Below are 14,113 nucleotides of genomic sequence, written 5' to 3' on the forward strand. Positions count from 1 at the left end.
TCGACATGGAGATCCAGCGATGGGGCTTGAAGCATTTTTGCCGGTGGCCTTCGTCATCGGCTACCTCCTCGGCTCGATTCCGTTCGGGCTGATCCTCACCAAGCTCGCGGGCACGCAGGATATCCGCTCGATCGGCTCCGGCAGCATCGGCGCCACCAATGTGCTGCGCACGGGACGCAAGAGCCTCGCCGCGGGCACCTTGCTGTTCGACGCGCTCAAGGGCACCGTGGCCGTGGTGATTGCCGGCTACATTGCGGGCCCCAATGCCGCCATGGTAGCCGGGCTCGGCGCGTTCCTCGGCCATCTCTTCCCGGTCTGGCTCAAGTTCAAAGGCGGCAAGGGCGTGGCCGTCTATATCGGCATCCTGCTCGGCCTGTTCTGGCCTGGCGCCGTCGTGTTCTGCCTGCTCTGGCTGGCGACCGCCTTCACCACCCGCTACTCCTCGCTCTCCGCGCTGGTGGCGGCGTTCATCACGCCGATATTCCTGTGGTGGTTCGGGCACCTAGCATTGTCTGCTCTGACAGCAGTGCTGACACTGTTGCTGTTCTACGCGCACCGCGAGAACATCAAGCGCTTGCAAGCGGGCAAGGAAAGCCGGATTGGCGAGAAGGCCTAGAGCGTTTTCGAGCGAAGCGGATGCCGCTTCGCGTCAAGAAAACGCGTCAAAACAAGAATCCAGAGCCGGGCGTCTACGGATACCGAAGCGGTCCTTCCACATTATATCCCAAATCCTGTTCGCAACTTGCGGCCGAATCACTGTTGTATTGGCCAGCGGGGTTCTGGGGCTGTCATCCTGACAGCGTGGATAGCGTTACGCGGTAGCTCAGAATGAGCGAGAAGATTGTCGGCGCGCATGACGGGGTTGGTTCGCAGGGTGCTTCCGGCACCGCAGCGAGCCGACTGCTGTCAATGACCAACATCTGGTCCGATGCGGCCTCGCCGCCTCCCGCACCAGAACCTGCTCCCGCTTTACCGCAAGCACCGCAGCCTGAGCCCCGCGCGAAAGCCGACGCTCCCGTCGATATCGTCATGACGAAGGCTGCGCCGGTCGCGCCCCCGCCGATGCATTCCGATCAATGGCCGCCGCGAAAACTGTCGCTGGCGCTTCAGGGCGGCGGCACGTTTGCGGCCTTCACCTGGGGCGTGCTCGAGCGGTTGCTGGAAGAACCCTCCATCGCGATCGACACCATCAGTGGCGCCAGCGCCGGCGCCATCAACGCGCTCCTGCTCGCCTCCGGCTTTGCCGAAGGCGGCCACGAAGGCGCCCGGTCACGGCTGAACCGGTTCTGGCTCCGCCTGATGCACGAAGCCTCGTTCCGCGCGCTGATGCTGGTCGGCGGCTTCTCGCCGGCGGGAAGCTCGGTCGCGTTCGGGCCGACGCTGCGCTCCGGCCACTTCGATCCGTTCGATCTCGATCCGCTGCGGCAGGCGCTGTCGCGCGACATCGATTTCGCCGCCCTGCGCCATCCGAACTGTCCGAAGCTCTTGATCGCAGCGACGCGGATCCGCGACGGTCAGCAGCAGATCTTCCGAAATGACGCCATCACCGCCGACGTCGCGCTAGCCTCGACCTGCCCGCCCCTCGTCCACTGCGCCGTCGAGATCGACGGCGAGGCCTATTGGGACGGAGGCTTTGGCGGCAACCCGCCGCTGCTGCGGCTGGCGCAGGAAACGACCACGTCCGATGTCCTGCTGGTCCAGGTCACGCCGGCGCGCGACAGCTATGTGCCGATCACGCTCGCCGCGATCGACCGCCGGCTCGATCAGATCGCGGCCAACGCCGCGCTCAACGCCGAGATCGCCGCGATCGAATGGGCGCAGGCTCATGCCGCGCCTTCGCTGCGGCTCTCCAGGATCGCAGCCGAAGACTTCGTTGACGGGCTGGCGCAGCGCTCGTCCACCGATCTCGGCCGCGGCTTCATTCGCCTCCTGCACCGGAGCGGCCGCGAGGCCGCCGAGCGCTGGCTGAAGCAAGGCACCGCTGTCAAAGCAGCCTCACCTGCATCCGATCAGCGCATCGCTCCAGCCGAGCCCGCGCTGGTATAGGGGGTGACGAAGTGTGAGTCTGCCGGCGGTCGCAGTTCACCTCTCCCCAACGGGGAGAGGTCGGATTGCGTCTGGCGATGCGGAGCATCGTCCAGTGCAATCCGGGTGAGGGGCCGCGGCATTCGGTGAGGTCGTAACCCCTCACCCGGATCGCATCTCACGATGCGATCCGACCTCTCCCTACGGGAGAGGTGTATCAAGTCCCGGACGCGCATCGATTCAACCAAGTCGCATCCCGCACTAGCCTGATTTCGCCAGCGCCTCCTCCAGGAACCAGGCCGCCGCAAGTGCGAGCGGATCGTTGCCGAAGCGCGCGATCACCTGCACGCCGATCGGCAGGCCGCCGACCTTCAGCACCGGCACGTTGACGCAAGGATTGCCCATCAGCGTCCAAAGCCGGTTGTAACGGGGATCGCCTGTGGTCGCGAGCTCCTTGGCCGGCGCGGTGCCCGGCGCGGAATAGGTCAGGAGCACGTCGACGCCCTCGAACAGTTCACCGAGCTCGCGGCGGCCACGGCGGCTGATCCGCCGCGCTTCGTCATATTCCTTCGGCGTCAGGCCGACCGTCGCATCGAGACTGGCGCGCAGCATCGGCGCGATCTCATCGTGGCGTTCGGAAAATTCCCAGGCCAGCGCGCGATGCGCCTCGAAATCCTGGATGATCGGATGGATGCGCCAGGCCTCCTGCACCGCTTCGGGCAGATCGATGGTCTGCACGCTGGCGCCGGCGCGCGTCGCCGCCTTGATCGCGGCCTGCAGTCCCTCTTCGGCCGCCGGCTCGACGGCGCCGGCGAACTCCTGCCTGACCACGGCGATGCGCGGCGACTTCGCTGCGGCGATGCCGGAGAATTCGCTGCGCCCCGTCATCGCCAGCAGTCCGCGCGCGAGATCCTCCGCGCGCGCCCCGAACAGGCCGACCGTGTCGAGCGCCCATGAATAGCATTTGACGCCGACCGTCGGCAGCATCCGGAACGACGGCTTGATCGCGGCGGTCCCGCAATAGGCGGCGGGGCGGATCACCGAGCCGCCGGTCTGGGTGCCCAGCGCCAGCGGGATCATGCCGGCGCCGACCGCCGCCGCCGAACCCGAGGACGAGCCGCCCGGCGAATGGCCTGTATTGTGCGGATTGCGCGTCGGCGTGGGATCGCGCGAGGCGAACGCCGTGGTCGTGGTCTTGCCGATGATGGTGGCGCCCGCCCGCTTCAGCATCATCACGACCGGCGCATCCGAGCGCGGCTGCCAGCCGCGATAGATATCGGAGCCCATCTCGGTCGGCATATTGGCGGTGTCGATGATGTCCTTGATCCCGACGGCGATACCGCGCAGCGGACCGGCGCCTTGCGCCTTCGCGGCCCTGTCATGGCGGACGAAGGCGCGGACGTCCTTCTCCTTGGCCTCGATCGCCGCGTGTGATTGCGCGATCGCGGCATCGGGCGACAACTCGCCGGCTTCAATGCGGCGCTGGAGGTCGGCGAGTGAGATCATGGCAAAATCCTTCTTATTGGCATCGCTTTTAGCATCGGGGCGCGGTCGCGCAAGCGCACGTCACTGTTGCGCAACGCCCTCAGGTTGTTCCATGCTGTACCTGCAAGGAGACGCCGTGGACGCCATCAATCCAAGCGTGGAGCTGACCGAGTCTGAGCGGATCGACCGCCTGCGGCTGATCCGCTCCGACAATGTCGGGCCGCGCACCTTCCGCTCGCTGGTCGACCATTTCGGCACCGCGCGCGCAGCGCTGGAGCGGCTGCCGGATCTGGCGCGCGTGGCGGTGCGCAGCGATCGGGGCGCATTTGTAGCGCCGATGAAGCGAAGGCCGAGCTCGCCGCAAGCCGCAAGTTCGGCATCGCCTGGCTCGCGCCCGGCGAAGACGGCTATCCGGCGCGGCTCGCAACGCTCGACGATGCGCCGCCATTGCTCGCCGTGCGCGGAGACGCGAAAACCTTGATGCGACCGATGATCGCGATCGTCGGCTCGCGTAATGCCTCCGGCGCCGGGCTGACGTTTGCCGGCCAGCTTGCGCGCGAGCTTGGCGAGGCTGGTTTTGTCGTCATTTCCGGCCTCGCCCGCGGCATCGACCAGGCCGCGCATCGCACCAGTGTCGAAAGCGGCACGATCGCGGTGCTCGCCGGCGGGCACGATTGCGTCTATCCGCCCGAGCATGGCGATCTGCTCGCCGCGATCCTCGACCACGAGGGCGCTGCGATCTCCGAGATGCCGCTCGGCCACGAGCCGCGCGCCCGCGACTTTCCCCGCCGCAATCGCCTGATCTCCGGTGCGTCGCTCGGCGTGGTAGTGGTTGAGGCCGCGCACCGTTCGGGTTCGCTGATCACCGCGCGCATGGCGGCCGAACAAGGCCGCGAGGTGTTCGCGGTGCCCGGCTCGCCGCTCGATCCGCGCGCCGCCGGCACCAACGATCTGATCAAGCAGGGCGCAACGCTCGTCACCGAGGCCGCCGACATCGTCAATGCGGTGCAGCCGATCATGGAGCGCCCGCTGATGCAGCCGGCGAGCGAGCCCGACAGCGAGCCGTTCGAGAGCGATCCGCAAGGCCACGATCGCGACCAGATCACCGGCCTGCTCGGCCCTGCCCCAATCTCGATCGACGATCTCGTGCGGATGTCCGGCGCCTCGCCCGCAATCGTGCGCACCGTGCTGCTGGAGCTCGAATTGGCCGGAAAGCTGGAGCGTCACGGCGGCGGGCTGGTGTCGCTGCTTTAGGGAGCTGGTGTGCGCACTCTTACCCTCCCCTGGAGGGCATTTTGCACAACCACAGTGCGCGCCTCGTCCTTCGAGACGACCGCTTCGCGGTCTCCTTCAGGATGAGGCTAAGCAGCATCGGCGCTCGTTGAAACGACTGCCGCGCACTCGATCCTCATCCTGAGGGCCCGCCAACGGCGGGCGTCTCGAAGGATGGCTACAGGGGAAATCGCTCCCATATGCGAGATCGATTCCGCCCTAGCCGTCGTTGCGCCGATCGAACTGCGTCCGCGCCGCCTCGATCTGGCCCAGATGGTCCTTTGCCCATTTGCCGAGTGCTTCGACAGGCTGCGACAGCCCGCGGCCGAGATCGGTCAGCTCATAATCCACGCGCGGCGGGATGGTGGGAAAGATCGTGCGCGTGACGAGGCCGTCGCGCTCCAGCCCGCGCAGCGTCAAGGTCAGCATCCGCTGCGAGATGCCGTTGATCATGCGCTTCAGCTCATTGAAGCGCTTCGGCCCATCGCTGAGCATCATGATGACGAACACGCTCCATTTGTCGCCGACACGGGACAGCACGGAGGCGACCCCACGACAATCCGCATGGTTGGGATCCGGCCTTGGGTCGGGCCTCGTATCTGGCTTTGGATTTGGCCTCGGCGGAGCAGGCAAATCGGTGTTTTCAGGTTTCAATAATGTGCCCATGGCTCAAAAAAGTGCGTTCTTGCGGGGATTTCAATAGTCACTCATGTAGCGCTGGTTACAAACTTATACCAGGGTGATCCCAAATGAAACTCCTCCATCTCGACTCCAGCGTCCTCGGCCCCCACTCCGTCAGCCGGCAGGTTTCCGCCGCCATCGTCGACCGGCTCCGGCAAACCACGCCCTCGCTCGAAGTCGTCTATCGCGACCTGACCCAAACCCCGCTCGCCCACCTCTCCGGCTCGCACCTGGCCGCCGCGCAAGGCGCACCCGCGCCGGCGGAACTCGCGCCCGACCTCGCCGCGAGCGCAGCCGCGCTGGACGAGTTTTTGGCGGCCGACACCGTCGTGATCGGTGCGCCCATGTACAATTTCACGATCCCGAGCCAGCTCAAGGCCTGGATCGACCGCATTCTGGTGGCGGGGAAGACGTTCAAATACGGCGCGACCGGACCGGAGGGGCTCGCCGGCGGCAAGCGCGTGATCGTCGCGATCTCACGCGGCGGCTATTACGGTGCCGAGACGCCATACGCGGCCGGCGAGCATCTCGAAACCTATCTGCGCTGGGTGTTCGGCTTCATGGGTATCACTAGCGTCGAATTCATCCCTGCCGACGGCATCCAGGTCGGGCCGGACCACCGCGAGAAGGCTCTCACCGGCGCGCTCCAGGCCGCAACCAGCCTGCGCGCCGCTTGAGATCACGTGATCGGTCGCCGCGAAATCGTCTGCGGCGGCCGGTCGTCGGTCGCACGATCTGCGAAGCTAGATCCAGACGCCCTGCATGCCCAGGATCACGGCGACGAGCGAGACGAGCAGGCCAATTCCGGAAAACAATGCGACCGCGACGAGTTCGGATGTACCGGAACGCTTCGCCGGAACGGCGGATCTTCGCCGTGATGGAATCGCGGAAAAAATACGGGCTGCTTTCGGCATCGCAGACTCCCTCAGATGAGTCTTCTGACCCTGCCCATAAGAATGTATTGGCGGTATGCGCGAAGGTTCAACACCTTACGCAAGATTTTGGAAACATCCCGCAAGGCACAGGAACCGGCCGGCGCAACCGCACTGCGCCGGCCGATTCAATTTGCGCTTGGTTTGATCAGCCGCGATAGATCGGCGCGCCGCTCGGAGAGGCCACCGCGCCGCCGTCGACGAAGATCTCCTGGCCCTGCACATGGGCGGAATCATCGGAGGCGAGGAACAGCACCGTCTTCGCAACGTGATCCGTTTCGCCGATGCGCCCGAGCGGCGTCGACAGCGCGATCCGCTTCTCGAAGGCCTTCTCGGCCTCGGGCGTCGCGACCGCAGGTCCCCAGATCGGCGTGCGGATCGCGCCGGGCGCGACGACGTTGACGCGGATGCCGCGCGGCGACAGCTCTGAAGCCATGATCCGCGCCATCGCGCGAACGCCGGCCTTCGCGGCGCCGTAAGCCGAGTAGCCGGGAATGCCGAGCACCGAGATCACCGAGCCGTTGAGGATGATCGAGGCATTGTCGTTGAGATAGGGCAGCGCCGACTGAACGGTGAAGAAAACACCGGTGAGGTTCGTGCTGATGACCTTCTCGAAGACGTCCAGCGTCGCCGAGCCCAGCGGCGTGCCGCCGGCGATGCCGGCATTGGCGAAGACGACGTCGAACTTGCCGAACGCCTCGGTGCCCTTCTTGATCGCGGCTTCCGTCGCGGCGATGTCAGTGGCGTCGGCGGCGAGCGCCAGCGCATTCGGCCCGAGCTCTTTCGCGGCCGCCTCCAGCGTCTCCTTGTTGCGCCCGGTGATCACGACCTTGGCGCCCTCGGCTACGAACAGCTTTGCGGTCGCAAGGCCAATGCCGCTGTTGCCGCCCGTGATCAGGGCCGTCTTGTTCTTCAGTCTCACGCTCGCCTCCAGTAGTTGCATGATGAAACTAAATTGCCATCTAGGGCAAATGGTTTTATAATGCAACCACACAAGCGCGTGATCGGACCCGCCCACTCCGACGGAGCGATAGAGACGAGACCATGGTGAAACGAACGAGCTTTGAGGGCGATGCCTGCCCGATCGCGCGATCGCTGGAAGAACTCGGCGACTGGTGGTCGCTGCTGATCATCCGCGAGGCGCTGTTCGGCGTACGCCGTTTCGGCGAATTCCAGAGCAAGCTCGGCATGGCCAAGAACATCCTGGCCGCGCGGCTGCGCGCGCTGGTCGATCACGGCATTCTGGCGACCGCCCCCGCCTCCGACGGCAGCGCCTACCAGGAATACGTGTTGACGCCGAAGGGCCGCGGCACCTTCCCGATCCTGGTGGCGCTGCGACAATGGAGCGAGGAGTTCGACGACCACCCCGAGGAGATCGCGACCATCCTGGTCGATTGCGCCAAGGGCCGCCCGGTGAAGAAGCTCGAAATGCGCGCCGAGGACGGCCGCCTGCTCAGCCCGGCCGACACCACCCTGAAGTTGCGGCCGGCACCGCGGCGGCGGTCGGCCGCAGCGCACTGAGGTCTCTCACCGTCATCCTGAAGGTGCTCGTCCTGCGGTATACCGCAGGGCGAGCCTCGAAGGGCGACCGCCCGGCTGCATCTCGGCCGTTCATCCTTCGAGGCTCCCGGCGCGATGCCCGGCATCGCGCCACTCGCGCCTCAGGATGACGGATCTGATGTTGGCCGCACCGCTATGACAGCTTGCGCCTGCTCCGCAGCCGCAAATGCTCGTCGGCCTCGAGCTTGGTCATGCCCAAGAGGTAATACAGCACGTCGAGCTTGTGGCGCTCGGCGAGTTTGCGCAGGGCAGCCGTCTGCTCGGCAATGAAGGCCACGGCCTCGTCCGCACCGCCCTCCCCCGGTTCCTCGTGACGCGAGCCCACCCGCGCGCCTGATCCGGCGCGCCCCCGTTTCTTTCCTGGCCTAGTCACCAGACCCCACCCGAATCCATGCCCCGCAGAAACATTACGCCGACATCGGCCGCAACTCCAAGGTGGTAATTTGCAACTTTCTCGATATGAAACTTTTCCCATTGCGGCGGCTTTCAACACCCGCCGATTTGACAGGAACGGCCTCACCACCCATGTTCGGGTCGAAACGGCCGACCCGAGTCCTTTCGTTTTCGGCCCAAGATTTTCCCGTAAGTTACTGGAACTACATGAATATCGTCATTGTGGAGTCGCCGGCGAAAGCCAAGACGATCAACAAATATCTGGGCTCGTCCTACGAGGTCCTGGCGTCGTTCGGCCATGTCCGCGACCTCCCCGCCAAGAACGGCTCCGTCGATCCCGACGCCAATTTCAAGATGATCTGGGAGGTCGACCCCAAGGCCGCCGGACGGCTCAACGATATCGCGAGGTCGCTGAAAGGCGCTGACCGCCTGATTCTGGCCACCGACCCTGATCGCGAGGGCGAGGCCATCTCCTGGCACGTGCTGGAGATTCTGAAAGAGAAGCGCGCGCTGAAGGACCAGAAGATCGAGCGCGTGGTGTTCAACGCCATCACCAAGCAGGCGGTCTCGGAAGCCATGAAGCATCCGCGCCAGATCGACGGCGCACTGGTCGACGCCTATATGGCGCGCCGCGCGCTCGACTATCTGGTCGGCTTCACCCTCTCCCCCGTGCTGTGGCGCAAGCTGCCCGGCGCCCGCTCGGCCGGCCGCGTGCAGTCGGTGGCACTGCGCCTCGTCTGCGACCGCGAGCTCGAGATCGAGAAGTTCGTCCCGCGCGAATATTGGTCGCTGGTCGCGACCCTGCTGACCCCGCGCGGCGATGCCTTCGAGGCCCGCCTGGTCGGCGCCGACGGCAAGAAGATCCAGCGCCTCGATATCGGCACCGGCGCGGAAGCCGAAGACTTCAAGAAGGCGCTGGAAGCAGCCGCCTACGCCGTGACCGCGGTCGATGCCAAGCCCGCGCGGCGCAATCCGCAGGCGCCCTTCACCACCTCGACGCTGCAGCAGGAAGCCAGCCGCAAATACGGCTTTGCGCCGGCGCACACCATGCGCATCGCCCAGCGCCTCTATGAAGGCATCGACATCGGCGGCGAGACCACCGGACTCATTACTTATATGCGTACCGATGGTGTGCAGATCGCCCCCGAGGCGATCACCCAGGCGCGCAAGGTGATCGGCGAAGATTACGGCAACGCCTATGTGCCGGATGCTCCCCGCCAGTACCAGGCCAAGGCCAAGAACGCGCAGGAAGCGCACGAGGCGATCCGTCCGACCGACCTCTCGCGCCGTCCCGCCAGCATGAGCCGCAAGCTCGATGCCGATCAGGCCCGGCTCTATGAGCTGATCTGGAAGCGTACCATCGCGAGCCAGATGGAGGCGGCCGAGCTCGAGCGCACCACGGTCGACATCACCGCAAAAGCCGGCGGCCGGACGCTGGAGCTGCGGGCCACGGGCCAGGTCATCAAGTTCGACGGTTTCCTCGCGCTCTACCAGGAAGGCCGCGACGACGAGGAGGACGAGGATTCCCGCCGCCTGCCCGGCATGAGCGCCGGTGAAGCCCTGAAGCGGCAGTCGCTCGCCGTCACCCAGCATTTCACCGAGCCGCCGCCGCGCTTCTCTGAGGCATCCCTCGTCAAGCGCATGGAAGAGCTCGGTATCGGCCGGCCCTCGACCTATGCCTCGATCCTCCAGGTTCTGAAGGACCGCGGCTACGTCAAGCTGGAGAAGAAGCGCCTGCATGGCGAGGACAAGGGCCGCGTCGTGATCGCGTTCCTCGAAAGCTTCTTCAGCCGCTACGTCGAATACGATTTCACGGCAGGCCTCGAAGAGCAGCTCGACCGCATCTCCAACAACGAGATTTCCTGGCAGCAGGTGCTGAAGGATTTCTGGCGCGACTTCATCGGCGCCGTCGACGACATCAAGGATTTGCGCGTCGCGCAGGTGCTTGATGTGCTCGACGAGATGCTGGGCCCGCACATCTATCCGCCCCGCGCCGATGGCGGCGACGTCAGGCAGTGCCCGAATTGCGGCACCGGCCGGCTGAACCTGAAGGCCGGCAAGTTCGGCGCCTTCGTCGGCTGCTCGAACTATCCGGAGTGCCGCTACACCCGCCAGCTCGCCGCCGATGGCGAAGCCAACGCCGACCGCTCGCTCGGCCAGGACCCCGAGACCGGCTTCGATGTCTGGGTCAAGGCCGGCCGCTTCGGCCCCTACATCCAGCTCGGCGAGCAGAAGGATTACGCGGAAGGCGAGAAGCCGAAGCGCGCAGGCATTCCGAAGGGCACCTCGCCCAGCGATGTCGACCTCGAGCTTGCGCTGAAACTGCTGTCGCTGCCGCGCGAGATCGGCAAGCACCCGGAGACCGGTCAGCCGATCACGGCGGGCCTCGGACGCTTCGGGCCGTTCGTGAAGCACGAGAAGACCTACGCCAGCCTGGAGGCCGGCGACGAGGTGTTCGACATCGGCCTCAACCGCGCGGTGACGCTGATCGCGGAAAAGGTCGCCAAGGGCCCGAGCCGGCGCTTCGGCGCCGATCCCGGCAAGGCAATCGGCGATCATCCGTCGCTCGGCACCGTCACCGTGAAGAGCGGCCGCTATGGCCCCTACGTCACCGCAGGCGGCGTCAACGCGACGATCCCGGCCGAGTTCGAAAAGGACGCCATCACGCTGCCGCAGGCGATCGCACTGATCGACGAGCGCGCGGCCAAGGGCGGCGGCAAAACCAAGGCGAAGAAGGCGGCCAAGCCCGCCAAGGCCAAGAAGGCTACGGAGAAGGCTGCGGACGGCGAGGACGTCGCGCCAAAGCCGAAGAAACCGGCCGCGAAGAAAGCCGCGGCCAAATCGAAAACCGAATCCACCAGCAAGGCGCGCGCCGCCGTGTCGTCGACAGCCAAGACGTCGCCGACCAAGGCAGCCGCCACCAAGGCTCCGGCCAAGAAGAGTGCCGGCAAGAATTAGAGGTTAAGTGAAACGCAAGAATGACCATGGCTTTCCCGACCGGACAGCCATCGTCGCCTTCATCAAGGCAAACCACGGAAAGGTTGGGACCCGCGAAATTGCGCGCGAGTTCGGCCTGAAGAACGCCGATCGCGCCGAGCTCAGGCGCATGCTGCGCGAGCTCGCCGACGACGGCATCATCAAGAAGAAGCGCCACAAGGTCTCCGAGCCGGACACGCTTCCGCCGACGCTGCTCGCCGACATCACCGGGCGCGACTCCGACGGCGAATTGATCGCCTCCCCGGCCGAATGGGACGAAGTCGAAAGCGGCGAGCCGCCCAAAATCCTGATCGAGATGCCGCGCCGGCCGAAGCCTGGCACTGCCGCCGGTGTCGGCGACCGCGCGCTCCTGCGCGTCGAACGCACCGACGAGGACGAAGGCCCCGCCTATCGCGGCCGCATCATCAAGCTCATCGACAAGGCCAAGAGCCGCATCCTCGGCGTATTCCGCGCGCTGCCCGAAGGCGGCGGACGGCTCGTCCCCGTCGACAAGAAGTTCGCCGATCGCGAATTGAACATCGCGAAGACCGACACACAAGGCGCGCAGGACAGCGACCTCGTCAGCGTCGACATCGTCCGCTCGCGCGGCTTTGGGCTAGCCTCCGGCCGCGTCAAGGAGAGGCTCGGCTCGGTCAAGTCGGAGAAGGCGATCAGCCTGATCGCGATCTATGCCCACGACATCCCCTTGCAATTCTCGCCCGCGGCCGAGCGCGAGGCAGAGGCCGCCGAGCCGGCCAATTTGAAAGGGCGCGAGGATTGGCGCGACGTGCCGCTCGTCACCATCGATCCGCCGGATGCGAAGGATCACGACGACGCGGTGCACGCGCAGGCCGACGACGATCCCAATAACAAGGGCGGCTTCATCGTTAACGTCGCCATCGCCGATGTCAGCTTCTATGTCCGGCCGGGCACCGCGCTCGACCGCGACGCGCTCGATCGCGGCAACTCGGTCTATTTCCCCGATCGCGTCGTGCCGATGCTGCCGGAGCGCATCTCCAACAATCTCTGCTCGCTGGTGCCGGGCGAGCCGCGCGGCGCGCTCGCGGTGCGGATGGTGATCGGACCCGATGGCCGCAAGCGCTCCCACAGCTTCCACCGCATCCTGATGCGCTCGGCGGCAAAGCTGCATTATGCGCAGGCACAGGCTGCGATCGACGGTCGACCCGATGACACCACCGGCCCGCTGCTCGATCCGATCCTGAGGCCGCTCTACGCCGCCTATGCTTGCGTCAAGCGCGCCCGCGACGAGCGCGATCCGCTCAATCTCGATCTGCCCGAGCGCAAGATCCTTTTGAAGAGCGACGGCACGGTCGACCGCGTCGTCGTGCCCGAACGTCTCGACGCGCACAAGCTGATCGAGGAGTTCATGATCCTCGCCAACGTCGCCGCGGCCGAGATGCTGGAGAAGAAATCGCTGCCGCTGATCTACCGCGTGCACGACGAGCCGACGCTGGAGAAGGTCCACGCGCTCAGCGAGTTTCTGGAGACGCTGGACGTTCCCTTCGCGAAATCAGGCGCGCTGCGCCCCACCCTGTTCAACCGCGTGCTGGCCCAGCTCGAAGGCCACGACTATTACCCGCTCGTAAGCGAGGTCGTGCTGCGCGCCCAGGCGCAGGCGGAATACTCTGCGGAGAATTACGGTCATTTCGGCCTGAACCTGCGCCGCTATGCGCATTTCACCTCGCCGATCCGCCGCTATGCGGACCTCATCGTGCACCGCGCGCTGGTCCGCGCGCTCGGCCTCGGCGAAGGCGCCCTGCCCGACAGCGAGACGCCGGAAAGTCTCGGCGAGGTCGCCGCGCATATCTCGCTGACCGAACGGCGCGCGATGAAGGCCGAGCGCGAGACCGTCGATCGCCTGATCGCGCATCACCTGGCCGACCGCATCGGCGCGAGTTTTCAGGGCCGCGTCTCCGGCGTCACGCGCGCCGGCCTGTTCGTCAAGCTGAGCGAGACCGGCGCGGACGGATTGATCCCGATCCGATCCCTCGGCACGGAATATTTCAACTATGACGAGAGCCGCCACGCGCTGGTCGGCACGCGCAGCGGCACAATGTATCAGCTGGGTGACGTCGTCGACGTCCGTCTGATAGAAGCAGCTCCCATCGCAGGTGCGCTACGCTTCGAGCTGCTGTCGTCAGAACGTGAGACCAGTCCCCGCGAGCGCCGGCCGTTCCGCCCGCAGCGCAAATCGTCCAAGCCGCATCCCGGCCGCAGTCCGGAGAGAAAACGCAAGCCGGAAAAGCAAAAATCTGCCAAGGGCAGGAAGGCCAAGGGAAAAAGCAGGGGCAAAGGCAAGGGACAGAAAGGCAAGGCATGGTGACGATGAGCACGGCCCCAAAGATCTGGACGCGCGAGACCGGCCTCGTCGAGAAGCGCGATGTGTGGGCTGCAATGCAGCGCGGCTTTCGCGGCCGCTGCCCGCGCTGCGGCGAGGGCAAGCTGTTCCGCGCCTTCCTGAAGACGGCGGACAATTGCGCCACATGCGGCCTCGATTTCACCCCGCACCGTGCCGACGATCTGCCCGCCTATCTCGTGATCGTCATCGTCGGTCACATCGTGGTGCCGGCCATCCTCTGGGTCGAGACCAACTACACCACGCCGGTCTGGCTCAGTTTCGTAGCCTATCTGCCCTTCACCTTCGTCGCCTCGCTCGCGCTATTGCAGCCCGTGAAGGGAGCTGTGGTCGGCTTGCAATGGGCTCTGCGCATGCACGGGTTTGACGATAACCCTCCGGATGGTATTCCGCCTGTGTAAGCAAGAAGCAA

General features: G+C 65.7%; 12 protein-coding genes and 1 pseudogene. 8 read left to right on the plus strand and 5 right to left on the minus strand.

Annotated elements, in window-relative coordinates; all coding sequences use genetic code 11:
- Positions 1–19: 19 nt before the first annotated feature.
- Both plsY and CWO91_RS19260 read left to right on the plus strand, forming a co-directional pair.
- On the plus strand, positions 20–616 hold the full coding sequence (plsY, locus tag CWO91_RS19255) for a glycerol-3-phosphate 1-O-acyltransferase PlsY (protein ID WP_130215314.1): 597 nt from the start codon (positions 20–22) through the stop codon (positions 614–616).
- Between the two features lie 212 nt (positions 617–828).
- Positions 829–2,046, plus strand: a complete 1,218-nt coding sequence (locus CWO91_RS19260) for a patatin-like phospholipase family protein (RefSeq protein ID WP_130215316.1) — start codon at positions 829–831, stop codon at positions 2,044–2,046.
- A 240-nt stretch (positions 2,047–2,286) separates the two neighbouring features.
- Here CWO91_RS19260 and CWO91_RS19265 read toward each other — a convergent pair whose 3' ends face one another.
- The gene (locus CWO91_RS19265) at positions 2,287–3,531 is read right to left on the minus strand and encodes an amidase (RefSeq protein ID WP_130215318.1); all 1,245 of its coding nucleotides are present in this window, start codon (positions 3,529–3,531) and stop codon (positions 2,287–2,289) included.
- A 91-nt stretch (positions 3,532–3,622) separates the two neighbouring features.
- On the opposite strand from CWO91_RS19265, the pseudogene dprA reads away from it, so the two are divergent.
- Positions 3,623–4,764, plus strand: a pseudogene (dprA, locus tag CWO91_RS19270) (DNA-processing protein DprA).
- A 237-nt stretch (positions 4,765–5,001) separates the two neighbouring features.
- Here dprA and CWO91_RS19275 read toward each other — a convergent pair.
- The gene (locus tag CWO91_RS19275) at positions 5,002–5,448 is read right to left on the minus strand and encodes a winged helix-turn-helix transcriptional regulator (protein ID WP_130215320.1); all 447 of its coding nucleotides are present in this window, start codon (positions 5,446–5,448) and stop codon (positions 5,002–5,004) included.
- Between the two features lie 83 nt (positions 5,449–5,531).
- Here CWO91_RS19275 and CWO91_RS19280 point away from each other — a divergent pair, with 83 nt between their 5' ends.
- The gene (locus CWO91_RS19280) at positions 5,532–6,140 is read left to right on the plus strand and encodes an FMN-dependent NADH-azoreductase (RefSeq protein ID WP_130215322.1); all 609 of its coding nucleotides are present in this window, start codon (positions 5,532–5,534) and stop codon (positions 6,138–6,140) included.
- A 66-nt stretch (positions 6,141–6,206) separates the two neighbouring features.
- On the opposite strand, the gene CWO91_RS19285 is transcribed toward CWO91_RS19280, so the two are convergent.
- Together CWO91_RS19285 and CWO91_RS19290 are read right to left on the minus strand one after the other, a co-directional pair.
- Complete coding sequence (locus CWO91_RS19285) at positions 6,207–6,377, minus strand: hypothetical protein (RefSeq protein WP_130215324.1); 171 nt, start codon at positions 6,375–6,377, stop codon at positions 6,207–6,209.
- A gap of 166 nt (positions 6,378–6,543) precedes the next feature.
- Positions 6,544–7,317, minus strand: a complete 774-nt coding sequence (locus tag CWO91_RS19290) for an SDR family oxidoreductase (RefSeq protein WP_165405549.1) — start codon at positions 7,315–7,317, stop codon at positions 6,544–6,546.
- A gap of 122 nt (positions 7,318–7,439) precedes the next feature.
- On the opposite strand from CWO91_RS19290, the gene CWO91_RS19295 reads away from it, so the two are divergent.
- Positions 7,440–7,916, plus strand: coding sequence for a winged helix-turn-helix transcriptional regulator (locus CWO91_RS19295; protein WP_130215328.1), 477 nt, complete (start codon positions 7,440–7,442; stop codon positions 7,914–7,916).
- A 172-nt stretch (positions 7,917–8,088) separates the two neighbouring features.
- Here the strand turns inward: CWO91_RS19295 and CWO91_RS44345 are convergent, their stop codons facing one another.
- Positions 8,089–8,232: a hypothetical protein gene (locus tag CWO91_RS44345; RefSeq protein WP_245471301.1), complete on the minus strand. Its 144-nt coding sequence runs from the start codon at positions 8,230–8,232 to the stop codon at positions 8,089–8,091.
- Positions 8,233–8,555: 323 nt separating this feature from the next.
- Here CWO91_RS44345 and topA point away from each other — a divergent pair, with 323 nt between their 5' ends.
- Genes topA through CWO91_RS19315 form a run of 3 tightly spaced genes read left to right on the plus strand, consistent with a single transcriptional unit; the run spans position 8,556 to position 14,102 of the window.
- Positions 8,556–11,306: a type I DNA topoisomerase gene (gene topA, locus CWO91_RS19305; protein WP_130215332.1), complete on the plus strand. Its 2,751-nt coding sequence runs from the start codon at positions 8,556–8,558 to the stop codon at positions 11,304–11,306.
- A gap of 7 nt (positions 11,307–11,313) precedes the next feature.
- Positions 11,314–13,668, plus strand: coding sequence for a ribonuclease R (gene rnr / locus CWO91_RS19310; RefSeq protein WP_130215334.1), 2,355 nt, complete (start codon positions 11,314–11,316; stop codon positions 13,666–13,668).
- Entirely contained in the window at positions 13,662–14,102 is a 441-nt protein-coding gene (locus CWO91_RS19315) for a DUF983 domain-containing protein (protein WP_130215336.1), read from the plus strand. The genes rnr and CWO91_RS19315 overlap by 7 nt, the downstream gene beginning before the upstream one ends.
- Positions 14,103–14,113 lie beyond the last annotated feature (11 nt).

It is taken from the genome of Bradyrhizobium genosp. SA-3, from assembly GCF_004212635.1.
Lineage (GTDB): Bacteria > Pseudomonadota > Alphaproteobacteria > Rhizobiales > Xanthobacteraceae > Bradyrhizobium.